Annotated in this window: 31 protein-coding genes; 19 read left to right on the top strand and 12 right to left on the bottom strand. The window is 65.1% G+C overall.

What is annotated here, in order from left to right:
* Nucleotides 1-134: 134 nt before the first annotated feature.
* Together E0T84_RS15620 and E0T84_RS15625 are read right to left on the bottom strand one after the other, a co-directional pair.
* Complete coding sequence (locus E0T84_RS15620; protein ID WP_070944955.1) at nucleotides 135-992, bottom strand: LysR family transcriptional regulator ArgP; 858 nt, start codon at nucleotides 990-992, stop codon at nucleotides 135-137.
* A 9-nt stretch (nucleotides 993-1,001) separates the two neighbouring features.
* A complete protein-coding gene (locus tag E0T84_RS15625; protein WP_070944956.1) occupies nucleotides 1,002-1,688 on the bottom strand; it encodes a TetR/AcrR family transcriptional regulator in 687 nt (228 codons plus the stop codon).
* A gap of 105 nt (nucleotides 1,689-1,793) precedes the next feature.
* On the opposite strand from E0T84_RS15625, the gene E0T84_RS15630 reads away from it, so the two are divergent.
* The 12 genes from E0T84_RS15630 (at nucleotide 1,794) to E0T84_RS15685 (ending at nucleotide 12,439) form a co-directional block, all read left to right on the top strand.
* The gene (locus E0T84_RS15630; protein WP_138744861.1) at nucleotides 1,794-2,081 is read left to right on the top strand and encodes a hypothetical protein; all 288 of its coding nucleotides are present in this window, start codon (nucleotides 1,794-1,796) and stop codon (nucleotides 2,079-2,081) included.
* A 90-nt stretch (nucleotides 2,082-2,171) separates the two neighbouring features.
* Nucleotides 2,172-3,389: a sensor histidine kinase gene (locus E0T84_RS15635; protein ID WP_070188644.1), complete on the top strand. Its 1,218-nt coding sequence runs from the start codon at nucleotides 2,172-2,174 to the stop codon at nucleotides 3,387-3,389.
* The gene (locus E0T84_RS15640) at nucleotides 3,386-4,048 is read left to right on the top strand and encodes a response regulator transcription factor (protein WP_070944958.1); all 663 of its coding nucleotides are present in this window, start codon (nucleotides 3,386-3,388) and stop codon (nucleotides 4,046-4,048) included. Before E0T84_RS15635 ends, E0T84_RS15640 begins: the two co-directional genes overlap by 4 nt.
* 83 nt (nucleotides 4,049-4,131) lie before the next feature.
* Complete coding sequence (locus E0T84_RS15645; RefSeq protein ID WP_070944959.1) at nucleotides 4,132-5,631, top strand: AAA family ATPase; 1,500 nt, start codon at nucleotides 4,132-4,134, stop codon at nucleotides 5,629-5,631.
* Nucleotides 5,632-5,804: 173 nt separating this feature from the next.
* On the top strand, nucleotides 5,805-6,479 hold the full coding sequence (locus tag E0T84_RS15650; RefSeq protein ID WP_070188620.1) for a Crp/Fnr family transcriptional regulator: 675 nt from the start codon (nucleotides 5,805-5,807) through the stop codon (nucleotides 6,477-6,479).
* Nucleotides 6,480-6,534: 55 nt separating this feature from the next.
* Nucleotides 6,535-7,035, top strand: coding sequence for a MarR family winged helix-turn-helix transcriptional regulator (locus E0T84_RS15655; protein ID WP_070944960.1), 501 nt, complete (start codon nucleotides 6,535-6,537; stop codon nucleotides 7,033-7,035).
* A 15-nt stretch (nucleotides 7,036-7,050) separates the two neighbouring features.
* Nucleotides 7,051-7,479 (top strand): DUF5313 domain-containing protein, encoded by a 429-nt coding sequence (locus tag E0T84_RS15660; RefSeq protein ID WP_070944961.1) that lies wholly within the window; start codon nucleotides 7,051-7,053, stop codon nucleotides 7,477-7,479.
* Nucleotides 7,480-7,542: 63 nt separating this feature from the next.
* On the top strand, nucleotides 7,543-8,190 hold the full coding sequence (locus E0T84_RS15665) for a GntR family transcriptional regulator (protein ID WP_138744862.1): 648 nt from the start codon (nucleotides 7,543-7,545) through the stop codon (nucleotides 8,188-8,190).
* Nucleotides 8,187-9,443 (top strand): MFS transporter, encoded by a 1,257-nt coding sequence (locus tag E0T84_RS15670; protein WP_138744863.1) that lies wholly within the window; start codon nucleotides 8,187-8,189, stop codon nucleotides 9,441-9,443. Before E0T84_RS15665 ends, E0T84_RS15670 begins: the two co-directional genes overlap by 4 nt.
* A gap of 222 nt (nucleotides 9,444-9,665) precedes the next feature.
* Nucleotides 9,666-11,147: a serine hydrolase gene (locus tag E0T84_RS15675; protein ID WP_138744942.1), complete on the top strand. Its 1,482-nt coding sequence runs from the start codon at nucleotides 9,666-9,668 to the stop codon at nucleotides 11,145-11,147.
* Nucleotides 11,148-11,213: 66 nt separating this feature from the next.
* A complete protein-coding gene (locus E0T84_RS15680) occupies nucleotides 11,214-11,798 on the top strand; it encodes a helix-turn-helix domain-containing protein (RefSeq protein WP_070944963.1) in 585 nt (194 codons plus the stop codon).
* A complete protein-coding gene (locus E0T84_RS15685; protein WP_070944964.1) occupies nucleotides 11,795-12,439 on the top strand; it encodes an RES family NAD+ phosphorylase in 645 nt (214 codons plus the stop codon). The genes E0T84_RS15680 and E0T84_RS15685 overlap by 4 nt, the downstream gene beginning before the upstream one ends.
* 25 nt (nucleotides 12,440-12,464) lie before the next feature.
* Here the strand turns inward: E0T84_RS15685 and E0T84_RS15690 are convergent, their stop codons facing one another.
* The 4 genes from E0T84_RS15690 to E0T84_RS15705 are packed head-to-tail and all read right to left on the bottom strand — an operon-like array spanning nucleotide 12,465 to nucleotide 14,835.
* On the bottom strand, nucleotides 12,465-12,764 hold the full coding sequence (locus tag E0T84_RS15690; RefSeq protein ID WP_083339258.1) for a cytochrome C oxidase subunit IV family protein: 300 nt from the start codon (nucleotides 12,762-12,764) through the stop codon (nucleotides 12,465-12,467).
* Nucleotides 12,765-13,340 carry a cytochrome c oxidase subunit 3 gene (locus E0T84_RS15695; RefSeq protein ID WP_070944965.1) on the bottom strand — a complete coding sequence of 192 codons (576 nt, stop codon included), beginning with the start codon at nucleotides 13,338-13,340 and terminating at the stop codon, nucleotides 12,765-12,767. It lies immediately after the preceding gene.
* Nucleotides 13,337-14,131: a hypothetical protein gene (locus tag E0T84_RS15700; RefSeq protein ID WP_070188613.1), complete on the bottom strand. Its 795-nt coding sequence runs from the start codon at nucleotides 14,129-14,131 to the stop codon at nucleotides 13,337-13,339. The genes E0T84_RS15695 and E0T84_RS15700 overlap by 4 nt, the downstream gene beginning before the upstream one ends.
* Nucleotides 14,128-14,835: a hypothetical protein gene (locus tag E0T84_RS15705; RefSeq protein WP_070944966.1), complete on the bottom strand. Its 708-nt coding sequence runs from the start codon at nucleotides 14,833-14,835 to the stop codon at nucleotides 14,128-14,130. Before E0T84_RS15705 ends, E0T84_RS15700 begins: the two co-directional genes overlap by 4 nt.
* A 165-nt stretch (nucleotides 14,836-15,000) precedes the next feature.
* Here E0T84_RS15705 and E0T84_RS15710 point away from each other — a divergent pair, with 165 nt between their 5' ends.
* Nucleotides 15,001-15,519, top strand: coding sequence for a TetR/AcrR family transcriptional regulator (locus tag E0T84_RS15710; RefSeq protein WP_138744943.1), 519 nt, complete (start codon nucleotides 15,001-15,003; stop codon nucleotides 15,517-15,519).
* Here E0T84_RS15710 and E0T84_RS15715 read toward each other — a convergent pair.
* Nucleotides 15,516-16,541: a glycoside hydrolase gene (locus tag E0T84_RS15715; protein WP_138744944.1), complete on the bottom strand. Its 1,026-nt coding sequence runs from the start codon at nucleotides 16,539-16,541 to the stop codon at nucleotides 15,516-15,518. The genes E0T84_RS15710 and E0T84_RS15715 overlap by 4 nt on opposite strands.
* A gap of 98 nt (nucleotides 16,542-16,639) precedes the next feature.
* Nucleotides 16,640-17,017, bottom strand: a complete 378-nt coding sequence (locus tag E0T84_RS15720) for a DUF2834 domain-containing protein (protein WP_171055046.1) — start codon at nucleotides 17,015-17,017, stop codon at nucleotides 16,640-16,642.
* Nucleotides 17,018-17,124: 107 nt separating this feature from the next.
* Here E0T84_RS15720 and E0T84_RS15725 point away from each other — a divergent pair, with 107 nt between their 5' ends.
* Together E0T84_RS15725 and E0T84_RS15730 are read left to right on the top strand one after the other, a co-directional pair.
* Entirely contained in the window at nucleotides 17,125-17,730 is a 606-nt protein-coding gene (locus E0T84_RS15725) for a TetR/AcrR family transcriptional regulator (protein ID WP_070944978.1), read from the top strand.
* 26 nt (nucleotides 17,731-17,756) lie between these two features.
* Nucleotides 17,757-18,968, top strand: a complete 1,212-nt coding sequence (locus E0T84_RS15730; protein ID WP_138744864.1) for an acyl-CoA dehydrogenase family protein — start codon at nucleotides 17,757-17,759, stop codon at nucleotides 18,966-18,968.
* 11 nt (nucleotides 18,969-18,979) lie between these two features.
* Here the strand turns inward: E0T84_RS15730 and E0T84_RS15735 are convergent, their stop codons facing one another.
* On the bottom strand, nucleotides 18,980-19,246 hold the full coding sequence (locus E0T84_RS15735) for a YdeI/OmpD-associated family protein (protein WP_070944980.1): 267 nt from the start codon (nucleotides 19,244-19,246) through the stop codon (nucleotides 18,980-18,982).
* Nucleotides 19,247-19,398: 152 nt separating this feature from the next.
* On the opposite strand from E0T84_RS15735, the gene E0T84_RS15740 reads away from it, so the two are divergent.
* On the top strand, nucleotides 19,399-20,067 hold the full coding sequence (locus E0T84_RS15740; protein ID WP_070188595.1) for an SDR family oxidoreductase: 669 nt from the start codon (nucleotides 19,399-19,401) through the stop codon (nucleotides 20,065-20,067).
* Nucleotides 20,068-20,079: 12 nt separating this feature from the next.
* Here E0T84_RS15740 and E0T84_RS15745 read toward each other — a convergent pair whose 3' ends face one another.
* Complete coding sequence (locus E0T84_RS15745; protein WP_138744865.1) at nucleotides 20,080-21,174, bottom strand: tartrate dehydrogenase; 1,095 nt, start codon at nucleotides 21,172-21,174, stop codon at nucleotides 20,080-20,082.
* Nucleotides 21,175-21,256: 82 nt separating this feature from the next.
* The gene (locus tag E0T84_RS15750; protein ID WP_120764836.1) at nucleotides 21,257-21,424 is read right to left on the bottom strand and encodes a hypothetical protein; all 168 of its coding nucleotides are present in this window, start codon (nucleotides 21,422-21,424) and stop codon (nucleotides 21,257-21,259) included.
* A 304-nt stretch (nucleotides 21,425-21,728) separates the two neighbouring features.
* On the opposite strand from E0T84_RS15750, the gene E0T84_RS15755 reads away from it, so the two are divergent.
* The gene (locus tag E0T84_RS15755) at nucleotides 21,729-22,280 is read left to right on the top strand and encodes a VOC family protein (RefSeq protein ID WP_070944982.1); all 552 of its coding nucleotides are present in this window, start codon (nucleotides 21,729-21,731) and stop codon (nucleotides 22,278-22,280) included.
* Nucleotides 22,281-22,285: 5 nt separating this feature from the next.
* On the opposite strand, the gene E0T84_RS15760 is transcribed toward E0T84_RS15755, so the two are convergent.
* Nucleotides 22,286-23,449 carry an aromatic ring-hydroxylating dioxygenase subunit alpha gene (locus tag E0T84_RS15760; protein ID WP_070944983.1) on the bottom strand — a complete coding sequence of 388 codons (1,164 nt, stop codon included), beginning with the start codon at nucleotides 23,447-23,449 and terminating at the stop codon, nucleotides 22,286-22,288.
* Between the two features lie 69 nt (nucleotides 23,450-23,518).
* On the opposite strand from E0T84_RS15760, the gene E0T84_RS15765 reads away from it, so the two are divergent.
* Nucleotides 23,519-24,118: a TetR/AcrR family transcriptional regulator gene (locus tag E0T84_RS15765; RefSeq protein WP_070944984.1), complete on the top strand. Its 600-nt coding sequence runs from the start codon at nucleotides 23,519-23,521 to the stop codon at nucleotides 24,116-24,118.
* Between the two features lie 27 nt (nucleotides 24,119-24,145).
* Entirely contained in the window at nucleotides 24,146-25,105 is a 960-nt protein-coding gene (locus E0T84_RS15770; protein ID WP_212757711.1) for a universal stress protein, read from the top strand.
* Nucleotides 25,106-25,171 lie beyond the last annotated feature (66 nt).

Genomic DNA, 25,171 nt, shown 5'->3' on the forward strand with positions numbered 1-25,171 from the left:
CCCCGGGAAAGCCCGCACCACCTGGCGAAACAGGACAATCCACCCACGCCTACACCCGAAAACTACTCCCCAGCAACACAACTCGACATCAGACCAAGCCCACGCCCATTTCCACGCAAAATCCGGGCTAGAGGTCAGGCCCGGAGGCGTCCTGCCGCATCGCGCACCGCTGCCGTGATGGCCTCGACTGTGCGGCTGTCGAGCTTCCAACATTGCCAGTACAGCGGCACGTCCAGGTGCTGCTCGGTGATCCGGACGAAGTCGTCGTCGACCAATTCCTCGGGATACATCCCCCAGGCCAACCCGGCCCGTACCGCGGCACCGAACCCCTCTGCGGTCGGGATGAAGTGAATCGGCCTGACGACATCCTTGCGGAACACCTTGCGCACCAATTGGTCTTGCAGGGCGTCATCGCGGTTCCAGGCCAGCGAGGGTGCTGTCTGCGCGGCCTCGCGAGTAAAGCCGTCGGGCAGGTAACGCTGCACGTATTCCGCGCTGGCCACCGGCACGTAGCGCATCGCCCCCAACGCATGCACCCGACAACCCGGAACCGGACGTCGCTCGGTGGTCACCGCGCCCATCACGACACCCTCCCGCAGCAGCCGAGCCGAGAGGTCCTGATCCTCGATCCTGATATCGAACAAGAACTCGGCCGCCTGGGCAAACACATCGGTGAACCACGTCGCCATCGAATCGGCGTTGACCGCCAGAGCGATCCTGGTGCGGTGCGCCGAGCCACCGCCCATCTCGGCAAGGGTCTCGGACTCCAGCAGTGCCGTCTGCGCCGCCAGTCTCAACAGCGGAACACCAGCAGAAGTTGGGGTGCAAGGCTTTTCGCGAACAACGAGCACCTGACCGACACGCTGTTCCAAGGCCTTGATGCGCTGGCTGATCGCGGACGGAGTCACGTGCAGACGCTGCGCGGCCGCATCGAAGCTCCCCAGTTCGACCACCGCGGCGAAGGCAGCAAGCTGCTGGCCGTCGATCTGCACGCCACGATCCTAGTCGGGTTGGCGCTCATCGCCGAGTAAACCGCTGCCGGTGAACCGGACGAGCTGGTCGACCCAGCCACGGTCCAAACCCTCGGGCCCGAGCGGGCGTCCGTACAGCGCGAGATCCGAACTGGCGAGCGCACCGATCATCGACAAGACGGCAATTGTGCTGCGTTGCTGGCCTTCTCTGCTCTGAATGTCAGGTATCGCACGGCCCGCCGCGGCAAAGAACAGCTCGGGCAGACTCGGTGTACCTGCCAACTGATCCAGCCAGATCTGATCTTCATCCAGGGCAAGCTGATTCATCACCTTCAGCCAGCGCAACCCGCCGACGGGATCCTCGTCGAGCAGACGGACGTACGGCGCGATCAATGCCTCGACGACGTCACAGACGCCAATCTCGTTCTCGGACTGAGCCACCCGGACAAGTTCGGAGATGACAGCCGCGAACACCGTCGGGGCGCGGCGCTGGGCCACCTCCAGCACCAGATCCCTCTTGGCCGGAAAGTGATAGGCCACCGCGCGGCTGGCCACGCCGGCCTCCCGGGCCACCGCGCGCGAAGCCACCGCGCCGATCGACGTCTCGGCGAACATTCGCTCGGCGGTGTCGACGATCAGGGCACGGGTGTCGACATCGCGCCGGGGGCCACGCCTGCGCGTCGAGCTCGGGACCACAGCACGAGCGTAATCACTCACGCCCGGATCGTCCTATGGTCGGTGCAGATCTCCTACCACGGTCGTAGGACAAGATCGGACAGCAGCGCGATGTGGGTTGACCTGCATTCTTCATAGCGTCAAGACATGACACGAGCACAGCGTTCCCCAGCTATTTCCCTAGCGAATTCAGTGACTGGCGTCGCCCGTGGATGGACGGCCAAAGACGCCGTTTTCACCCCGCCGGAGACCGCGCCGGCAACCCCGCACCGGCCGGGTCGCCGGGACGGCAGCTTTTGGGGCCGCGCCCTGACCGCGGTACGGTCCGCACTGGTCGCCGTACCCCGGCCGAATCTGAAACAGCCGTACTATCCGCCGCTGCGTGAAGGCTTCGTCGAAGATGCCGCCATGGCGCGCGAAATGTGGCGACTCTGAGTGCTGAAGTCCGATCCCGGAAAATCCGGCCCCAAAAAATCCAACCGCAGTAGGAGGCATGACCGCGACCTCGCCTTCTACGATCAGAACATGCTCGGCAGCATCGCGCGCGGCCTCCGTGCACACGTGCGCCGGCGGGGCTACGCCCTCCCGGTGGGCTACAACTGGGCCATCGTATTGGCGTTCGATGCCACGGTGATCGGCGCCGGCGTGGTGGCCATGCTGCAGCGCCCGACCGCCGACTTCCCGGCGAGCCTGCTCGCGGTCGTGGTGTGCGTGGCCCCGTTCGCGCTGTTCTACCTGTCCGGCGTCGACTTCAAGGCACCAATTGTCTGGGCGACATGGACCACCGCTACCGCGGTGTTGCTGTTCGCGACGACCACACCGGTATCCAACGATTTCGCCCCGCTGATCGCGGTGCTGATGGTCGGCGAGGTCGCCTCACTCGTCGGCGTGTGGGGTGGATTCCTGGCCTCGCTGACCGCGGCCACACTGCTGATGGCGGCTGCCGCACAGCACCGCCTCGAAGCGCTGCCGCTGTATCTGGGGATCCTCGGAATGGGTTGGCTGGTAGGTTATCTCGTGCACACTCAGCAGCAGCTCATGCGCCAGCAGCAGGATGCGCAGGCCGCGCAGGCCCGGCACGCCGCGGCCGACGAGCGCCGCCGTATCGCCCGCGAGGTCCACGACGTGATCGCCCATTCGCTGAGCGTGACCCTGCTGCATGTGACCGGCGCACGTCGCGGGTTGCAGCAGGATCGCGATGTCGACGACGCCGTCGAGGCGCTGGAACAGGCCGAACGCCTGGGCCGGCAGGCCATGGCGGACATCCGCCGCACGGTCGGACTGCTCGACGGCGCCCCGATGAGCATGGCTCCCGAACCTGGTGTCGACGATATCTCTTGCCTGGTCGACGATTTCGTACGCGCCGGGCTAACCGTGCGTTTCGACGCCACGGGGCGCACCGATGTGGTTTCCGGCGCGGTGGGCTTGGCGTTGTATCGCATCGCCCAGGAGTCGCTGGCCAACATCGCCAAGCACGCACCTGATGCGGAAGCCACAGTGTTACTGAGGATCTCACGCACTTCGGCGTCGCTCACCGTCGCCAACCGGCTCCCGGTCCCCGCGTTGTCCGTCAGGAACGGCCGCGATGTCGATGGCCGCGGCGTGCGCGGTATGCGCCAACGTGTCGAGCAGCTCGGCGGGATCATCAGCGTCGGCCCGGCCGATGACGGATGGTCGGTGCGCACGAACATTCCGTTGGACGACACCGACCGGGCACCCCGATGGTGCCCCGTGGTGTCATGACGGACCCCGTGACCGAAGTCGCGGTCCTGCTGGTCGACGACCAGGATCTGGTGCGCTCTGGGCTGCGACGCATACTGCGACGCAAGGACGGCTTCGTGGTCGTTGCAGAGTGCGCCGACGGCGACGAGGTGCCAGATGCCATCACCCAGTACCGCCCCGACGTGGTGGTGATGGACCTGCGGATGAAACGCGTCGACGGGATCGAGGCCACCCGCCAGGTGACCGCGGCCGGCGGCCCTCCGGTGTTGGCGCTGACCACGTTCAATGACGACGAGTTGCTCTCCGGAGCGCTGCGCGCCGGAGCCAGCGGATTCGTGCTCAAGGATTCCTCGGCAGAAGAGCTGATCCGGGCGGTTCGCGCAGTGGCCCAGGGCGACAGTTATCTGGACCCGGCCGTGACCTCACGGGTGCTCACCACCTACCGCAAGTCAGCCGAGCCGCGTCGCAGCGCCGCAGTCGGCGACCTCACCGCCCGCGAACTCGATGTGCTGAAGCTGATCGCCAAAGGGCATTCCAACGCCGAGATCGCCGACGAGCTCAGCATCTCCGGTCTCACCGTCAAGAGCCACATCGGCCACATCTTCATCAAACTCGACCTGCGTGACCGCGCCGCCGCGATCATCCATGCGTACGACACCGGACTGGTCAGCCCCCAGTGAACGAACCTGCCGCGGTACCCCACCAGAGCGAGGTAGGACCTATGGCCCTACCGCCGCGGGTCCACACACGGCCATCATGAGGTATGGGTACTTCAGCTTGGCCCGCGCCGGCGCCGACTGCTGAGTCCGAGACCACGAGTGCCGCGGCAGAGATCCACGAGACGCATACCGGCATCGTCGCCTTGGTCGGCGACCGGGCATACAAGGTCAAAAAGCCCGTCGTGACCGATTTTCTCGACTTCAGTTCGGTCGAGCGTCGCGAACAGGTCTGTGACCGTGAGGTGCGGTTGAACCAGCGACTGGCGCCCGACAGTTATCTGGGCGTCGCGCACCTCTCGGATCCGCAAGGCGGTCCGCCCGAGCCAGTGATCGTGATGCGCCGATACCCCGATGCCCGCCGACTGTCGTCAATCGTCGTCAACCGTGAACCCGTCCTCGAGCAACTGTCGGCGATCGCGCAAGCGGTGTCGCGGTTCCACGCCGATGCGCAGCGTTCGGAGGACATCGACACTGCAGCTAGGGTTCCCGCGGTTGCCGGCCGCTGGCACGACAACCTCAGGGAACTGCACCGGCACGCCGGAACTGTGGTGTCCACGGAATCGCTGAGCGAGATCGGCCGACTGGTGGACCAGTTCATCGAGGGCCGGACCGCGTTGTTCGCGGACCGCATCGCGAACCGGCGCATCGTCGATGGCCATGGCGACCTGCTGAGCGGCGACATCTTCTGCATGCCCGAGGGCCCGGCGATCCTGGACTGCCTCGAGTTCGATGACCACCTGCGTCACCTCGACTGCATCGACGACGCCGCCTGCCTGGCGATGGACCTGGAATTTCTCGGCCGCGAAGATCTGGCGGACTACTTCATCGCCGAGTACCGGCGGCTCTCTGGCGACACCGCCCAGGCCGCGCTGGTTGATTTCTACGTCGCCTACCGTGCGGGAGTTCGCGCCAAGACCGACTGCATCAGGGTCGAACAGGGCAACCAGAGCGCCGAGGCCGACGCTCGGCGCCACCTCGACATTGCCCTCGAACACCTTCGCCGAGGCGCCGTTCGGTTGGTCGTCATCGGCGGTGGCCCCGGCACCGGCAAGACCACGTTGGCGCATGCGCTGGCCGAGCAGTTGTCTGCACGGGTGATCTCCACCGACGACGTGCGCCGCGAGTTGCAGGAACAAGGCCTGGTCACCGGCGATGCGGGAACGCTGAACGAGGGGCTCTACAGCAGCGAGAACGTGGCAGCGGTGTACGACGCTGTCCTGTGCAACGCCGCCACTGCCCTGGCCGGGGGCCGATCGGTGATCCTGGACGGTACCTGGCGAGACCCGGCGCTCCGACGGCGGGCCCGCGAACTCGCCGCAGAACATCATTGTCCGACAACAGAATTGGCCTGCACGGTACCCCTGGACGAAGCCAAGGACCGCATCACGCAAAGGCGGGGCACCAACTCGGACGCCACTCCGCAGATCGCCGAAGGACTGGCGGCCGGCGGTGCCGATTGGTCCGACGCCCACCTGATCAACACGCGTCGTCCGCTCGCCGACTCTGTCGCCGAAGCTCAGCGGATCTGCTGTTCGACGATCTGACTGCAGCAGTTGTCCCACGCCCGGCAGCCATTACGAAACCCGTCGTTGCTGTAAACCCGGCAGCCGAAGGCGTCCGTCGGCCCTTGTAAAGTAGAAAGGCGGTCGCACTTTCGGCTGCTACCAGTGCAAACACTCCGGGCAGCCAGGTTCGGCACATCCACCAAGGGGGAAATATGAATGAAGTGCTGGCCCGTGCCGGCATCTTCCAGGGTGTGTCACCAGATGCCGTGGCCGCACTGGTCCGGCAGCTCGAGCCGGTGACCTTCCGCCGGTCCGAGGTCGTGTTCACCGAAGGCGAGCCCGGCGACACGCTGTACATCATCACCTCGGGCAAGGTGAAGATCGGCCGTAAATCGGTGGACGGTCGCGACAGCCTGATCACGCTGATGGGCCCGTCGGACATGTTCGGTGAGCTCGCCATCTTCGATCCCGGGCCGCGGACCTCGACGGTGACCGCACTGACCGAGGTGAAGGCGGTGGTGATGAGCCGCACGGTGCTGCGGAGCTGGATCGCCGATCGCCCCGAGATCGCCGAACAACTGCTGCGTGTGTTGGCCCGCCGGCTGCGTCGTACCAACGACAACCTGTCCGACCTGATCTTCACCGATGTACCGGGCCGGGTCGCCAAACAACTGCTCTACCTGGCGCAACGGTTCGGCAGCCGCGATGGCAACGCGCTGCGCGTCGACCACGAGCTGACCCAGGAAGAGATCGCCCAGCTCGTCGGGTCCTCGCGGGAGACGGTCAACAAGGCGCTGTCCGATTTCGCGCAACGCGGCTGGATCCGGGTGCAGGGCCGGACCATCCTCATCGACAACGCCGAGCGGTTGGCCAAACGCGCACACTGATCGTGTGAGCACCGAGACATTGTTAGTGCCCTAACTATTAGGGTACGTTCATTTTGTGTCCGCAGTATCCGAAGCGCCGGAGCTCAGCTCCGATCCGCTGGCCCTCGAACGGCAGGTCTGTTTCGCGCTGGCCGTCAGCAACCGCGCGGTGCTGGCGGTATATCGCCCACTGCTGGAGCCGCTGGGCCTAACCCACCCGCAGTACCTCGTGATGCTGGCGCTGTGGGATCACCAACGGTCCAGCTCCGGCGGTGCATCCCCGCTCTCGGTCAAGGAGATCGCCGCCGCATTGCAGCTCGATTCGGCGACGCTCTCGCCGATGCTCAAGCGGTTGGAAGCGCTCGGCCTGTTGACCCGCAGCCGCCGCGCCGGCGATGAACGCGCGACCGACGTCGAGCTCACCGAAGCCGGGGTGGCCCTGCGTGAGCAGGCACTTGCCATCCCGGCCGCGGTAGTGGAACGCCTGGGCGCCGACATCGCCGAACTCGAAGAGCTGCACCGGGTGTTGACCCGCATCAATGTGGCTGCGCTGGCGGCCAATTCACTCACCGATTGACACCAGGAGCCCACCATGGCCGGCCAGAAAACCAAAGACCGTCCCAACCTCTTTCAGTACATCGCCTACTGCTACGGCAAACGGTTGCCCGATTCCATGCGTGATTGGGTGGCCCACGACCTTGCCGACCACGGGGCCGTCCGCCGGCACCTGATCCGCATGGCCATCCCGCCGCTGTTCGTGCTGGCACCGCTCTGGCTCTTGCCCGCGTCGCTGTACGTGCACATCGAAATGACCGTGCCGATCTACATCTGGGCGATTTTGATGGCGCTGGCACTGAACAAGATCTGGCGTCGGCACCGGCTGGCCCAGCACGGCCTCGACCCCAACCTGGTCGACGAGATCCAGTACAAGAAAGACCAGCAGAAACACGAGGACTACATCCGCCGGTTCGGCCCGCGACCGGAATCCTCCAAGTACCAGGCCAACAGCAGTCCCTTCTAGGCGTTTCCCCTGCGTAGACCCCTTGCATGCAAGCTTGCATGCAAGGGTGTAGCGTGTTCTCCCGTGGGCACGGACGAGAAGTCGAGCAACAGCCAACGCGTCTACCGGATGACCAAGGATCAGATCCTCTCCGGTGAGTTTCGCGGCGGACAGCTGCTCAGCGAGGTAGAGGTGGCGACGCAGCTCGGCGTCAGCCGCACCCCCGTGCACGAGGCGTTTCTGCGCCTGGCTGCCGAAGACTTCCTGGATCTGGTGCCGCGACGCGGCGCCGTCGTCGTCCCCGTCTCCGCACAAGAGGCCACCGATCTGCTCGAGATGCGCCTGGCGCTCGAGACCGCGGCGGTGCGCCGGCTGTGCCGCTCCGCAGAATCCATCGACAGCCTGTTCGGCGAGCTGACCGAGTTGGTCGAGCGACAGCGCCACGGCGCGGCGATCGGCGATGCCGATCAGTTCGCGGCCGCCGACGACGCCTTTCACCGGCGGATCGTGGAGGTCGCCGGGAACACGATCGCCGGCCGCTTCTACGGTTCGCTCAGCGACCGGCAGCGCCGCATGATGGCCGACGCCGCGCGCTCCGACGCCGCGCGGTTGACCGAATTGATCGGTGAACACGCGGCATTGGCCGACGCCATCGGCCGGCGTGATGTGCCGGGTTTCGAAGGCGCGTTGCTGGCGCATCTGGAGGCGACGTACCGGGTGGTGCTGGCATGACCGCAGTCGCCTTCGACTCCCGTGAGGCGCCGGCTCAGGTTCGGCACCGTCTACAGCCGTGGCTCGCGGTGGCCATCGCGGTGTTCTGCATCGGTTGGGGCGGAAACCAATTCACCCCGTTGCTGATCGCCTACGCCCAGCACTCGGGATACACCCGGGTGGATGTGGACATCCTGTTGGGCGCCTACGTGCTCGGCCTGATCCCGGGACTCCTGATCGCCTCGACGCTCTCGGACCGCCACGGTCGACGTAACGTCATGGCCGCCGGCGTGATCAGTGCGGCGCTGGGCAGTCTCATCCTGGCCATCGGTGATTACTGGGGTTTCCCGGCCCTGTTCGCCGGCAGGTTGTTCAGCGGAGTGGCCGTCGGTATCGCAATGGCGGTCGGCTCGGCATGGATCACCGAATTGTCTCGGCCACCGTTTGACGACGCGCCGGCCGGTGCCGGGGCGCGCCGGGCCTCGATCTGCCTGTCGTTGGGCTTCGGCGTCGGACCGCTGTGTGCCGGACTGCTCACCGTGTACGCGCCACTGCCGCTGGTGTTGACGTACCTGGTCCACGCGGCGCTCTGCGTGCCGGTGCTGTGGGCGGTGTGGAACCGGACCGTCGAAACGCGGACAGCGCCCTCGGACCGGCCCTTCCTGGACGGATTGAAGGTGCCCGCAGCCGGCCACCGCCGGTTCCTCCATGTCGTTGTTCCCATGGCGCCGTGGATCTTTGGTTCGGCAGCCATCGCCTACGCGGTGGTGCCGGCACTCGTCGCCGACCAGCTCGGCTCCTGGGCCCTGCTCTATACCGTCGGCCTGACCGTGCTGACACTGGGCTGCGGGGTGGCGATCCAACCGGTGGCGCGACGCCTCGACGACGTCTCCAGCTCGCGGGCCGTCGTGGTGTCGATGGCGTTGATGGCCCTGGGCATCTTCGCCGCGGTTGCCACCGCCGTCACCCGCTCGGCGCTCGTCGCCCCGCTGGTCGCGATGCTGCTCGGCAGCGCGTACGGGATCGCGATCGTGTCGGGCCTGCTTGAGATCCAACGTATTGCGCCGCCCGACGAGCTCGCCGGGATCTCCGGCGTCTACTACTCGCTGGCCTATCTCGGGTTCCTCTTGCCCGCCGTGCTGGCGGCGCTGGCGCACTGGTTCAGCTACCCGGTGATGCTGAGTTTTGTGGGCTTGTTGGCGCTGGTCTGCACTGCGGTGTGCGCGTCGGGGTGGGCGCAACACCTTGAGCCGCGGACGCAGGCAACACATTGAGCGCAATCGTTGTCCCTGTCTGCACCTGGGTTCCCCTCTGACGCGCTGTGACGAGTCTGCAGGCTCTTGCGACGAAAAGCCGGAAAAGCCGCAAGAGGCTACATGTTCGTCACAGCGTCAGGCACACGACACCTCCCTCCCAGACTCGCACCACTTCGCGCGGGACGCCTGCGAACGCAGGCTCGGGCTCGACACTGATCCCGTACCGTCGATCGGGTGACCATGTCGCGACCGCTTGCCCGGATCTGCGCGGTGGGAACAGTCGTTTTCGCCGTCGTCGCGACCCCGTCGTGCGGGCAACCAGCGTCCCCGCCGACGGCCAGTTCCCCATCGACGACGACCGCGGCGGCACCCACCTTCGCGGCACCCACCCTGGCCGCCGTCGTTCCGACGGGCGATTTCACCGCGGTCTCGAAGCTCGTCAACGACTCCATCGCGGCACATCGGCTGCCGGGCGCGGTGGTCCAGGTCGGGCATGGCGGCAACGTCGTGTTCCGCAAGGCATACGGCTCGCGCAAGCTCGACGGTGAACCCGGGCTGGACGGGGTGCCCGCTCCCGCGGAGCCGATGACCGAGGACACGATCTTCGACCTGGCGTCGCTGTCGAAGAGCATCGCGACGACGACGGCGTTCATGCAGCTCTACGAACGGGGCCTGGTCAAGGTCGACGAGCCGGTGCAGACCTACCTGCCGGACTTCAACCCGGCCAGCGACCCACGCCGCGCGCAGGTGACCGTCCGCATGTTGCTCACCCACACCTCGGGTATCGCCGGCGATCTGAGCCTGGACGGGCCGTGGGGGCTGGAAAAGGCTGACAAGGCTGAAGGTATTCACCGCGCGCTCGGCGCGTGGGTGGTGTACGAACCCGGACAGCTGTTTCACTACTCCGACATCAACTTCATTGTGGTGGGCACGATCATCGAGCGCATCACGGGCCAACCTCTGGATCGGTACGTGCCGGACAATGTCTTTACCCCACTTGGGATGTCGGAGACCCACTATCTGCCGGCGGCCAAAGCCTGTGGCCCACACCAGGTCCGGGGAACCGCGATCGCCTTCGACTCGAACGCGCCCGAGGTGACCGACTGCCCGGCCGGCACCTGGAGCACCGACCTGTTGCCCCGCATCGCACCGACGGCGCTCGACGAGGACACCCCGGGCCTCAACCCCGACTACGGCCACCCGTTGCGCGGCACCGTGCATGACCCGACGGCACGCCGCATGGGCGGGGTGGCCGGGAGCGCCGGGGTGTTCTCGACGGTGAACGACGTCGGCCGGTTCGCGCAAGCCCTGCTCGATCGTCTCGCCGGCCGGCCGAGCACATTTCCGCTGAAGCAGTCGACCGTGGAGTTGATGACGACACCACAACAGCCCGGGCACAACGCCCAACAAGTCGAGGCGGCCAACAACGCCAACGGCGCCCGTCTCGCTCCGCACTACCCGGCCATCAACGGGCAAGACCTTCGGAGCTTCGGTTGGGATATCGATACCCCGCATTCCAGACCGCGCGGCACGGTCTTTCCCGTCGGCAGTTTCGGTCACACCGGGTTCACGGGCGTCACCCTGTGGATGGATCCAGGGTCAGACACGTACGTCGCCGTCCTGGCCAACGTCATCCATCAGCGCGGTGGTCCACCCATCGCGAAGTTGAGCGGCGAAGTGGCGACGGCGGCAGCCCGAGCCTTGCACCTGTACGGGACCTGAACGCGTCTCGACACGCTCGGCTAACGAACATAGACTGTTGTTAACTTCCGTTAGAAGGAGGTTGCCATGCAGCCGAACGCCGAGCTGGAGCAGCTGCTCCAGGAGCGTTTCGATATCACGACCCCTCAATTTGTCGCGGCGCTGAAAAGCTTTCCCACGCTGCGACCATGGGCCGCTTCCCTCAGCGAGGACGAGGCTCGACTGCTCGATGAGGCAGGTTTCGCCGAGGATCAGGACGCGCTGATTGCGGCCGGCACAGAGATCGCCGGCCGCACGGCTCACCTCACGGTGACCGCATTCACCCCCGACGAGGTCGCCACCGGACTCGGGATCAGCCCGTCACGGGTGCGGCAGAAACGGCTCGCCGGCGAATTGTGGGCGATCCCGGACGGGCAGACCTGGCTCTTTCCCGCGCTGCAGTTCGAGACTGACGCCCACGGTGGGCCCACACGCCAGATCCGCGGCCTCGATCAGGTGTTCAAGGCGCTGCCCGCCGATCTTCACCCCGTAGCCGTGGCCGGGTTCCTCCGCACCCCGCAGCTTGACCTGTTCCACGACCGGCCGCTGACTCCGGTCGAGTGGTTGCGCGATGGTGGTGACGTCACCCAAGCAGTCGCCGCTGCGGCAGGCACCGACTGGTACACCACGTGACCGCTCGCCTTCCTGGACCGCCGACGGCAGCCAAGCTACGTGCCATCGGTATCCGGAACGAGGAATACCGGATCGTCACAACGGACGATCTCTGGTGGCGGATACACCGCACCACCGGCAGTCACATACTGGCCTGGAACGGTTTTCGCGAGTACGGTCCGCACTTGCGGTTCGACCCTCATCCACCGCCGGCGCGAGATCACCCTGGTATCGGTGTCTGGTACGGCGCCTCGGCACCAACGCCGGCATTGGCCGAGGCGTTTCAAGTTGGGCGCACCATCGACCGGTTACGGGGTGACCCCTACCTGACCGGGTTGCGGTTCGCCCGTGACATTCGGCTGCTCGATTTGGCCACGGACAGCACCGGATCCTGGCCGACGCGAGCCGGCGGCACATTCGCGATATCGACTGCACCACACTCGATCACACAGCGCTGGGCCAGACGAATCACCGAAGCCTTCCCGGATCTCGATGGGTTGCGCTACAACAGTCGGTTCGCCGGGGAGCCCTGTATCGCCCTGTTCTTTCCCGCAGCCTCGGCGATGCCCGCATGGCCCGCACTCTCACTGCCGCTGACCCATCCCGGTCTGGCCCTTCGGATCGCCGGGGCTGCACAGCGTCTCGGCTACTTGGCAATCTGAACCGGCCAAGGCGGTGTGGCCACAATTAGCTCGCGATGGCTGATCCCACGAAGTAGCTTCCCAACAAGCACACACCGATGAGCACCACCCATCCGTCGGTCAGACGGCAGAGCAGCGCCGGCGCGTTCCGCACCTCCATGAATTCCCGGAAGATGATGCGCACCTTGATGAGTGCGATGCCGATCGCGCTGACGGTGACCACCGTGCTGGCCGTCAAGGTCCCGTTCTGGTCGACGGCTTCGTCCAGCCAGACGTAGACAAGCGTCATTCCCGTCAAAACCGCCCAGACAATCAGCAGTCTCTTGTCGAAGCCGTTGCGCACCACTCACCTCACGACGTAGATCAACGCGAAAATCAGGACCCAGAGGAAATCGACGGTGTGCCAATAGGTGGCCCCCGTCTCGACGAGCTGCTGGGATCGCCGCTTCGGGTTCCACAACTGGTAGACGACGACACCGAGCACCACGAAGCCGATCAGCACGTGGATGCAGTGAATAGAGGTCAGGAAGAAGTAGTGCTGAAAGAACTCGTCGCTGGTGAACGTGTTCCCCATGCGGATCTGGGTGATCCACTCGACGATCTTGCCGGCCAGGAAGAGGACACCGAACGAGATCGTCAGGAACACGTTCGTCAACGCGGATCGGTAGTTGCCCTCGCGGGAGGCCTGGACGCAGCGGGCGATCGCCCACGAACTCAGCAGCAGTGCAATGGTATTGGCGACGCCGATGCGCAGGTCAAGATGAGACTGGGACTGCAGGAAGAGTTCTGGATTCTGGGTGCGTGACACCAGGTACACCGAGAAGTACGCGGTGAACAACAGCGACTCGAACAGTACGAACATCCACATGTCGGGCTGGCCGGGCACAGACCTCGCGCGCACATCGTGGACTTGCTCGGTCATCGAACCACCTCCGCCACGTGGTGCTCGTCGGCCTCGTTGCCTGCAAGGTCCGGCAGCGGACCGGTGCCGAAGTCCTCACGCTCGATCATCCGGCGCAGCAGCACGATGAAAACGCCGGTGTACGTGACGAATACGACCATGTTGACCCACCAGGCGATCGCGCCGTTCCAGGCGAACGCACCTCGCTGAAAGATCCAGGCCGGCGCGACGACCACCTCGGTCAGCGCGTTGCAGAGGTTGAGATAACCGAACCACTTCGGGAACACGCGGTTCTTGTCGAGCAGGACTGCAGTCATCCACACCAAGGAGCCGATCAGGAACACGCCCATGGTCCCGCTGAACGACAGGAAGGCGAATTCGTAGAGCCAGTGGATGATCTCGGGGTCGCGGTGGGGCCGCAACGCGGCCGCGGTCATCGCGATGGCCATGACCAGCATGCCCGGAATTGCGCTCAGCGAGTACATGATCAGATACGAGTAGGCGAACACCGGGCTGACCGACATTCTTCGCATCGAGTACGCAAGGAGGGCATTCATCGGCGCGCACAGGCCGGTGATGAGGAAGACGACGCCGAAGCCGGCGAGCACGCCGAATCGATGGCCGGTGACCCACTCCACGACGGTCGGGGTGTCCCATGCCGGGCTCGGCGGTGGTTGCACGCGGGTGACGAAGAAGAACAGCACACCGTAGAGCTGGTAGAAGAACACCATCACGTACCAGGCGAACCACAGTTCGCGTTTGGGGTGGTAGCGGACGTTCCACAGGAACCTGCTCCACCGTGAGCCGGTCATGCGGGCACCGTGTCCTGCGCCCGTTGCTGCTTGACCGCCTGGGCGAGAACGACTCCCATCACCAGAATCCAGACGGCGATGGCGATGTTCTTGAGCCAGAAGGACAACACCCCGTCCCAGGCGAAGGGCCCGTCGAACGACAGTGCGGTGAACGTCGCGGGGACCAGCGCGGCCGCGATGGCGAGATTGAAGTACGCCACCCACGGTTTGAACACCGGTCGTTCCTGCTGATCCCAGCAGATCGCCAAGGCCAGCAGCAGGCACTGCGCGATCAGATACGGCACCAGCAGCGTGAAGGTCAGCCACGCGAGGTCGTTGAGTACCTGGGTCAGCTCGGGGGCACGGTCGGGACGGAACGATCCGAGCAGCCAGAACATGTTGGCGATGAGGAACAGCGCCGGCGGACCTCCGGCCGCGGCGACCAAGCTGTAGGACAGGATCGGCGTGCGGTGGGCCATCCGGCGCACCTGCATCGCCAGCAGGATCACGATGGGGATGAGGCCGACGCCGAACCAGTTGAACAGGATCATGCTGTAGCGGATCCGTGCGGCCTCGTCCTGATAGAAGGCGGCGACCTGTTCGGCAGACATGTTGGGGGACATCGGATGTACGAATCCCGGGAACAGGAAGAACGCTGAGATCCAGATGATTGCCACCACGGGCAACGTCCCCAGCAGGATCAACTCACCGTCAGGTCGTCTCATCGTCGAACTCTCTTCGTACGTGGCCTTGGTTGCCGATCGGCAACTTGGACGGTAGCCGATCGGCTACTTGGCGGTCAATCGTCGGCTACCGTTGACGCTGTGACGTCCACTCAGGAGGCCCGCACCTTCGGCGGGATCACGCGCACCGCCGCTCAGACCCGGGTGATGGACGCGGCCCTGAAACTCATCGCCAGTCACGGAGTCAGCGGGACGTCGCTACAGATGATCGCCGACGAAATGGGCGTCACGAAGGCCGCCGTGTACCGGCAGTTCAAGACGAAGGACGAAATCGTCATCGCGATCACCGAGCGGGAGCTGAGCCGCCTCGAAGCCGCACTCGAAGCGGCCGAGGCCGAGGGGGCGCCCGGGCAGGCCCGCGATGCGCTGCTCGACCGGATGATCGAGCAGGCCATCGACCGGCGCGGGGCATTCAGCATTCCGATGTTCGACCCCGTCATCATTCGCCTACAGGCCGAGTACGAACCGTTTCAGCGATTCATCGAACGCCTCTACGCCGCGCTGCTGGGCACCGAAGCCGGCGTCGAGGCCCGGTTCCACGCCGCGATGCTCTCAAGCGCGATCAGTGTCGCCGTCATGCATCCGCTGCTCGCCGATATCGACGGCGAGACCCTCCGCGTCCAGCTCAACCAGATGACCCGCAGGATGCTGGGGCTCTCCGACTAGTGACGCGGAGTCGTGGTGATGTGCACGTGATCGAAGTGGCCGTAACCAGAACCTTGCGGTCCGGACGGCGTGTAGTAGGTGCCTCGCCAGATCACGTCCTGCAGCCCGAATCGGGCTGCGTTGCTCAACGCGAACGCCATGATCTCGTTGCCGAGCGCGATGCCCTCGGGGCTCCCGGCATTGGGGATCATGATGTCAATGGCCAGCCCGCTGGGATGCCATGGCTTCGAGTCCGGCCGGACCCCACCGATCTCGGAAATCTGGGGGAACTGTGCGCTGACAGCCCGAGCGGCCACGATGGTGTTGGGCTGCAGCCCGACCTCGGAGGCGACGCCGACGGGCAACGACTCCGGGATGTCCGCACTGACGCCCGGCGTCACGGCCGCCGCCGTGTTGACCACGGCCTGCTGCTGCGGGGTCAATGCCCCGTACTGTGCCTCCGCAGCCGCTATCTGACGTAGCAGCTCACGCAACTTGGTCTGCAGGTCTCCGCGTACGGCGGAAGCCCGCTCGGCCGCGGCGCGCGCATCAGCGGCGGATTTCTCCGAGGCGCCTGCGGCGGCGGCCGCGCGCTCACGCGCGGATCGATAGGCCTCCATCTTGTCGGCCGATCCATCGACGACCGCCCGCTGCACCGTCAGCTGATCGATCAGTTGTTGCGGGGAGTCCGCGGTGAGCACCGCCGCCACCTGGCCGGTGCGCCCACTGATGTAGGTCATCGCCGCCACCCGGTCGACGGCCGTCTGAAGGGGCTGCAGCTGGGTGTTCGCGATCTCGAGGGCCTCCAGGTCGGCCCGATGCCGGTCTGCGGCGGCCGTCTGCTCGGCCTCCTTGGCGTCCACATCGCGTTGGGCGGCCGTGACGGCTTCGCGAGTCTCGACCGCCTGACGGGACAGCTCGTTGAGTTTGGCCAGACCATCGGCCGCGGGGTCCGCCTTTGCGTCGCCGATCGGCGTCAGAAACAGGACCGCGACCGCGACACCGCACACCGCTCGCCGAACCCACTGGCGCGCCCCGGTCATCCGAACTGTCACGATCCTTCACTGCGAGGACCGCTCCTGGCCCGGCGTATATCTCCCGGGACAGGCTACGAACTGGTCCAGACGATGTCCACCTGTTCCTACGCGGGATCGCCGTCGGCCGCTGCTGCTGCCCGCCGGTCCGCCAGCACGAATTGCCGCCGGATCAGAAACAGCGGAAATGCCACACTCACCGCGACGACCGCACTGAGCACGAGGTAGATCCACACCTTCGGGATGCCGATCCGGCGCGCCTCGACGACCATGAACACGAAGGCCGCCAGCCCGAACAGCAATAGGTCGTTGGTGAGCGAGGATGACCCGTAGTTGGCGTAGCCACTCTGGATGAAGTCGATCAGGCTCGCACTTTCGGTTCTGAAGAACGCGATGTTGTTCCACCACGTCGCCACCAGCGCGACCAGTGCGATCACGGCATAGGTGCCGCACAAAATCTTGTCGTTTCGTGTCAGCATTGCCATCGTCACGCCTCCCCCGTAAGACCGACACAGTCCAGGCCAACTTATCGATGCAGCCAGCACTAGGGACCCGTTTGCACCCCAATTTGGTGAGTGAGTACTCTCTCACCATGTCATCCGGAAGGGATCGGCTCTTGGCCACAGCGCTGAAGCTGTTCGCCGCCAAGGGGTACGCCGCGACGTCGGTGGCCCATATCCAGCAGGCCGCCGGCCTGGCACCCGGCTCGGGTGCGCTCTACAAACACTTCGGCTCCAAACGCGAGCTGTTGGAGGCCGCGGTGTCCCACCGCATCGACGCCATCGTGAGCGCCCGCGAGCAGTACGACGCCGGCAATCCCAAGTCGGTCGAAGAGGCGGTGCGCAGCGCGGGGCAGTTGATCTGGACGAACCTGACCCAGAGTGAGGAGCTGCTGCGGGTCATGTTGCGCGAGCCCGATGAGCTCGGCGAGCTCGATGAGAAGACCTGGCAGATCATCACCGACAACGCCTATCAGCGGTTCGCCGACGAGTTGGCGGCGTCCAATCGGTCGGGCCGCTTCCAGATCCCGGATCCAGAGGCCACCGCAGCGGTCGCCATCTCCGGGTTGTCCTATGCCGCGACCCTTCAGGCGCTGACCGGACGCTTGCCGGGCAACGTCGACCACGAACGCTTCTTCGAGGCCTGGGTCACCCAGACCGTCAGCATGATCAATCAACACCGCTCTCAAACCAACTGATCCCCAATCTATTTCAGGAGCCAACCGTGACGTTCTCCATGCAACTCAGCGACGATGTGATCGAGGTCCGCGACTGGGTGCACCAGTTCTCTGCCGACGTGGTGCGTCCCGCAGCGGCCGAATGGGACGAGCGAGAAGAAACGCCGTGGCCGGTCCTCCAGGAGGCCGCCAAGGTCGGGCTGTACTCCCCCGAGTTGTTCGCTCAGCAGACCGCCGAGCCCACCGGGCTCGGCATGCTGACCGTGTTCGAGGAGCTGTTCTGGGGAGACGCGGGGATCGCGCTGTCGATCCTGGGTACCGGCCTGGCCGCAGCAGCCTTGGCGGGCAACGGGACGCCCGAACAGATCGGCACCTGGTTGCCGCCGATGTTCGGCACTCCGGGAGACCCTCAGCTGGGGGCGTTCTGCTCATCGGAGCCCGATGCCGGGTCTGACGTCGGCGCCATCCGTACCCGCGCCCGCTTCGACGAGGCGACCCGCGAATGGGTGCTCAACGGCACCAAGACCTGGGCCACCAACGGCGGTATCGCCAACGTCCACATCGTGGTGGCCTCGGTGTACCCCGAGCTGGGCTCCCGCGGACAGGCCACGTTCATCATCCCGCCGGGCACTCACGGCATGAGCCAGGGACAGAAGTTCAAGAAGCACGGGATCCGGGCATCACACACCGCAGAGGTGGTGCTCGACAACGTCCGGCTGTCCGAGGATCTGATCCTGGGCGGGCGGGAGAAGTTCGAGGCCCGCATCGCGCGAGTGAAGTCCGGGGCCTCGGCCGGCGGCCAGGCCGCGATGAAGACCTTCGAGCGCACCCGGCCCTCGGTCGGTGCCATGGCGGTCGGTGTGGCCCGCGCGGCCTACGAGTACGCCCTCGACTATGCCTGCCAACGTGAGCAGTTCGGTCGCAAGATCGGCGAGTTCCAGGCCGTCGCGTTCAAGCTCGCCGACATGAAGAGCCGGATCGACGCCGCACGGTTGCTGGTGTGGCGGGCCGGCTGGATGGCGCGCAACAACCAGCCCTTCGACAATGCCGAGGGATCGATGGCAAAGCTGGTGGCCAGCGAGACCGCTGTGTACGTGACCGATGAAGCCATTCAGATCCTCGGCGGTAACGGCTACACCCGCGACTACCCGGTGGAGCGGATGCACCGCGACGCGAAGATCTTCACGATCTTCGAAGGCACCAGCGAGATCCAGCGCCTGGTGATCTCCCGGGCCATCACCGGCCTGTCGATCCGGTAGGCATTCAGCGGCTACTTCCCGTTGCGCTCGCGGTGCTTGCATCCGGGCCAGCAGCACGGACGCCGCTGCCCCTCCTCCAACTCTTCTTGCGTCCGACGGATCCGTCGCTCGCGCGTGACCTGCTGCTTGGCGTCCTCGACCCAGCAGATGAACTCGTTGCGCGCGAGCGGCGTGATGTCTTTCCAGGCTTCCAACGCCGTCACATTGCCGATCAAGGCTTCCCGCAGGTCGGCCGGCAACTTGTGGACCACTCCACCGGGCACGCGTTGACCAGTCATGAGGCCAGGTTAGGCGGCGCACCGCAGCAACACACTTGCGACGCGACATTGCCCTTACCGTGACCTTAAAAGGGTCTTATTTTTCTTAGAGTTGCGGTACGGTGGGTGCTCAGGGCGGTCATCCGCCTCGGCAGTGACGGAAGGAACCCGACATGCAGCCTGCAGCAGCCACCCGGATCGCTCTCGTTACCGGCGCATCGCGGGGTATCGGCGCCGACGTCGCTCAGCAGCTCGCCGGTCCGGACACCCACGTCGTCGTCAACTACCGCGAGAACGCCAAACGCGCCGACACGGTCGTCGACGAAATCCGCCGCGCGGGCGGTCGCGCCTCCACGCTCGGCGCCGACATCTCCGACGAAGCCGCCGCCACCGCGATGATCGAGCGGGTGGGCCGCGAATTCGGCCGCTTGGACGTCCTGGTGCTCAACGCATCGACCGGGCTTCAGCTCGGATCCGATCCGGGCTATGCGATGCGACTGAACCGCGACGCGCAGCGTCGCCTGGCCAAGCTGGCCCTGCCGCTGATGCCGGTGGGCGGTCAAATCGTGTTCGTCACCAGCCACCAGGCACACTTCTTCCCCAACAAGGCCGTGCCGAAGGGCTATGCCACGATCGCCGCGAGCAAGCGGGCCGGTGAGACCGCGCTCTATGCGATGCGCTCCGAATTCGACCGGCGGGGAATCGATTTCACCGTGGTTTCCGGCGAGGTGATGTCCGACCGCGAGCTGGCGACCACGATCGTGCGTGCCGCGTCGGCTCCGTACCCGTCGGGCATCGTCTACGTCGGCGGGCCTGACTTTCTCTGCCAGATGTCGGCCTGACACATAGCGAACCTATTGCGAACCAGAAAGATTCACCTGTAGCTGGTCGCGAACGGCAGTGCCGAGCGCGCTCGTCGTCGCCGATCCACCCATGTCGGGTGTGAGGATGTCACCCCCACGCGCCAGCACGTCCTCGACGGCTTTGACGATCGCCGCGGCGGCATCGCGCTCACCCAGGTGGTCGAGCATCAACGACGCACTCCATATCTGCCCGATGGGATTGGCGATTGCCCGTCCGGCAATGTCTGGTGCGGAGCCGTGCACCGGCTCGAACAGGCTCGGAAAACGTTGTTCCGGGTTGATGTTTCCGCTGGGGGCGATGCCGATCGTGCCGGTGCACGCAGGCCCCAGGTCCGACAGGATGTCACCGAAGAGGTTGCTCGCGACGACGACGTCGAACCAGTCGGGATGCAGCACGAAGTTCGCCGCGAGGATGTCGATGTGGAACTTGTCCACCTGGATGTCGGGGTATCGCTCGCTCATTCGCTCGACGCGTTCGTCCCAGTACGGCATCGTGATCGAAATGCCGTTGCTCTTCGTAGCGGAAGTCAGATGCTTGTCGGGCCGACGTCGGGCGAGCTCGAACGCGTACTTGAGGATCCGGTCGACGCCGACGCGGGTCATCACCGTCTCTTGCACCACGGTCTCGCGATCGGTGCCCTCGAACATCTTGCCGCCGATACTCGAGTACTCACCTTCGGTGTTCTCCCGGACCACGACGAAGTCGACGTCGCCGGGTCCGCGGCCGGCAAGCGGACTTTTCACCCCGGGCATCAGCTTGACCGGACGTAGATTGACGTACTGGTCGAAATGCCGACGGAACTGCAGCAGGCTGCCCCACAACGAAATGTGGTCGGGCACAACGTCGGGCCAGCCGACGGCGCCGAAGAACACCGCATCGAAGCGGCTGAGTTCGTCGAACCAGCCGTCGGGCAGCATGGCGCCGGTGTCGGTGTAGTACTCCGCGCATGCGTAGTCGAATTGCTCATAGTCGATGGCGAAATCGAAGACGGCGGCCGCCGTCTCCAGCACCTTGAGCCCCTCGGGCATTACTTCCTTGCCGATACCGTCGCCCGGAATCACTGCGAGCCGGTGGGTGGTGGTCATTTCGCCACCCTACTTCCAGGGACTCGACGCCGACGGACAAGCGAGGGGCGCCCAGGTGGACGTCCCTCGCTTGCGTCGTGCGTCAGCGGCCGTTGCCGAATACCGGGGTGACGGCGCCGGTGCTGGCGTGCTGCTGGATGTCGTGCACCCACTGGTGATGGGAGACGTCGGCTTGCGCCGGGGCGGCCAGGCCGACGATTGCGGCGGCGAAACCAGTGGCGATCATGCTCGCAAAACCAAACTTCTTCATGTCGAAGCCCTTCTGTCTGGGGCGTTCGAGCCGTGGCGTGAGTGTCGCGGTTCGGACGTCTGTCCTCCGGTTCGGGGAATTCCTACCCGGTCTGACCTGCACAACACGCAGGTCAGCGCGGTTAATTCCGATGGCAGAAATTGAGCGGCGGTTGGCAGCAATGGCCTTGGTGTGCCGATTTCTCCGTACCGGCCGTGGCCCTTCGCGCGAAGCAACCCTGCAGTGGAAACCGGCGCTCGTTCACCCCTTCCCAGCGCCCCCACTGAGTACTACATTCGGTAGTAGTCGATACCTAGGGGGCCCGATGCGGTGGCGGGGAGTCAGTCATGTCGAGTTCGCGGTCTTGGACTACGACGCGTCGATAGCGTTCTACGACGCGATGTTCGGTTGGCTGGGGTTCAGCAGTTTCTCCTCACTGAACATGGAGTACCAGTCGATCTACTACATGACGCGATTCCTCAACCCCCACAGCTACATTGGCATCCAACCGGCGCGCACCGGCGGCAAGCTCACCCATTCCGAGCAGTCCGTGGGAATCAATCACGTCGCGCTGTGGGCCCGAAACCGCAAAGAAGTCGACCACTTTCATCGTGGCTTCCTGATTCCCCAGGGATTCCGGGTCACCGACGAACCGCGGGATTACCCCCAGTATTGGCCCGGCTATTACGCGGTGTTCTTCGACGACCCGATCAACGGCATCCATTGGGAGCTGGCCTGGGTGCCGAAAGTTCCCAGCCCACGGCAGGTCTGGTCGTTCTACCGAGCGATGCGGACCTTCGGCAAGCAGCGCCCGGACCTGGCGCGCACGGTGCCCGGCATCACCCTGCAAGCGATGCGCGCCCTGCCCGGGAAGTGAGGCTCCTAAGCCAGAGCCACGCCCAACTCATGGGCGAACACCTTGATCATGTGCTGAACCGCAATTTCGTTGCGGCCGATGATCATGTGGTCGTGCTGACCGTGCCGGACACCTTCACCGCATTGCGGGAGCAGGGCGAAATCCTCGTCGCGCACCGCGGCATGGACGCCTTCGTAGACGGCGTCATAAGCCGCCCGCATGTCGTCATTCGTCGCCGGGATGCGACCCATCCAGCTGTGCCGGACCGTGCAGCGGGTCGGCTCCCCCTCCGGCAGCATGTCGATCATCTCTACGCCGACGGGGCTGTTCGCGAGAATGAGGTTCGGGTAGACCCAGTAGATGACGCCCATGTTGGCCGAGGGGTCGAATGCGGCACTCGGATCTTCGGCAAGATTCTTGATCCAGTTGAACGGGAATCCGATGCGGTGGTGCCTGCCGAATTCGTCGTAGATTGCGGTGTTGGGCAGGGTGTTCTGCCCGATCAGGCTCTCGCCGTGCACGAACGGGAAGTGGTAGCCCTCCGCGAACGCCTCGAGTGCACCCTTCCACGACACCTCTGAGGAGAATTCGCGATCGGTGTGGTAGCCGTAGTCCTGGTAATTCCATTGCGCCAGTTCTGGACCGAGCGCTCCGAGGTGGCCGTCGAGGTCAATCGACGCATCCGCGGTCAGGACCGCCCAGACGAACCCGTAACGCTCCTCCGACGGCAGTTCCACCAGGCCGTACTCCGCCGGGTCCATCGTGTCGAAACCGGCCTTACCCGGAACCATGAACAGCTCGCCGGTGTTGCGGTAGGTCCACGCGTGATACGGGCACACAAAGCGGGACGCATTGCCTGACCCGCAGGCCGGCATCGCGCCGCGGTGGCGGCAGTAGTTGAGGAGAACATGGCTGGCGCCGGTGCGGTCGCGGGTGACCAGCAGCGAGTCCCCGAGCACCGAGCGGACAACGAAGTCGTTCTTCTCCGCGATCTGGGTCGACGGCACGATCGCCAGCGGCACCCGGCGCAGGATCTGGGATTCCTCGATCTCGGTGATCTTCGGATCGCGGTAGTAGTGCAAGGGCACCTTCAGCACCGCCTCGGCCATATCCGTCGTCCCCTCGACGGCGTGCCGCAGGGCACGGCGGGTCAGTTCCTCATCAGTGCTGCTAACTGGGCTGACAGTCATAATTTGACCATACAATTGTCACTTACTGTATTGTCAAGATCTCAGCGTCTTTCGTGCGACGATCAACGGATGCGCAGGCACGGCTGGTCGGGAGACATTCCCGCCGACGACGACGAAGCCGTCAGCCGCATCATCGGCACGGCCCGCCAGGCGATCGACGCGCGCGGCACGGTGAGCGTGTCCGAGGTGGCGCAGGCCCTCGGGGTGACGCGACAGACCGTCTATCGCTACTTCCCGACTGTCGAGAGCCTCATGGCTGCCACGGCCGTCTCCTCAGTGGACGGCTTCCTCGATCGGCTCGCAGCGGAACTGGGCTCGATCACCGATCCCGGCGAAGCCGTCGTGGAGGGCATCGCCTACACCACCGAACAGATCCCACACGACCGTTACCTCAGCCTGGTGTTGCACCCCGGCAAGGCCAGCGCGTTTACCGCCGGCGTAACCTCGGATCTCGCCATCGAATTCGGCAAGTCGATCCTGAAACGTTTCGACATCGACTGGGCTGCAGCCGGATTCGATGATGAAGTATTCACTCAGCTCGTCGAGTTCATGCTGCGGACCCTACAGTCATTCATCATCGACCCGGGCGGGCCGTCACGACACGACACCGGTTTGCGCACCTACCTCTGGGATTGGGTCGCACCGGCCGTTGCCGCACATGCCGTTTAGAGCGTCGCACCACCCTCGAAGCAGGTGGTGGCACCACCGACCCAGACCGATCCATCGGATTCAGCCACCACACTGATCTCGCCGGCCTTGCCCAGCCTCGGCTGGTCGTCAACCCGACGAACTGCAGGAACCGACTGGAAGATTCGCGATTCGACCCCGGGGGCTCATCAGCCGGGCTCGATCACCAATTTCCGGCTCAAGGCGCGATCAGGTGATCTAGACATTGCCATCGTTCCATCGCAAGGGCCAAAAGTCCCTCGCCGTTGGAGCCCTAGAACCATCGTCGCGATCGACTTGGGCTGCCAGAATGGACGCGTGACGACGCTTCTCCTACTGGCCGGCTTCCTCACCGCATGGCTCCTGACGGGTCTGATCGCAGGCATCTGGATTGTCCGTCGTGGCCACGACAAGACATGGATCGCAATTGCCGCTGTATTGGGTCCACTGTTCGTCCCAATTGCGGCCGAGCGTGTCGAGCACGGATCGCGGCTCGCCAATCCAGGATCACAGGAGCCACCGCCCCCACGCGATGCGCAGCCATCTGGAGTGCGGTTGCTCGTTGGGCTGGACGGCTCGCCCGCAGCACAACGTGTGCTGGACACTGCAGTGAGCCTGTTCGGACGCCAGTCCGAGATGATCGTGCTCGCACGGGTTGTGTACTACGAAGCCAGCGAATTCCCGCACCATCGCGCGCTCGGCGAGGCGACCGAGGAACTCGCCAACTCGGCGGCGCTTCTTCGCCGCCAAGGGATTCCGTGCTACACCGAGATCCTCACTGGCCCTCCGGCAGCCACGTTGGGCCACTTCGCCGAAAGCTACGATGTCGATGCGATCGTCATAGGCCGACAGGGCCGCGGACTGACCAAACGGCTTCTGGGCAGTGTGGCGACCGAGCTTACCGAACACTGCGCCGTACCCATCATGATCCTGGCGCCCGGCCGCGGCGAACCTACGCCGGTCCCGCGCGACCACCCTCTGCAGAAGTGATATCCCCGATCCACTGCAGTTCCTCGACACAGATGTTGCGGGCAAGCCGTTGCATGGCAACGTCAT

Origin of the sequence: Mycobacterium sp. DBP42 (assembly GCF_005924235.1) — a bacterium.
GTDB classification, from domain to species: domain Bacteria; phylum Actinomycetota; class Actinomycetes; order Mycobacteriales; family Mycobacteriaceae; genus Mycobacterium; species Mycobacterium syngnathidarum.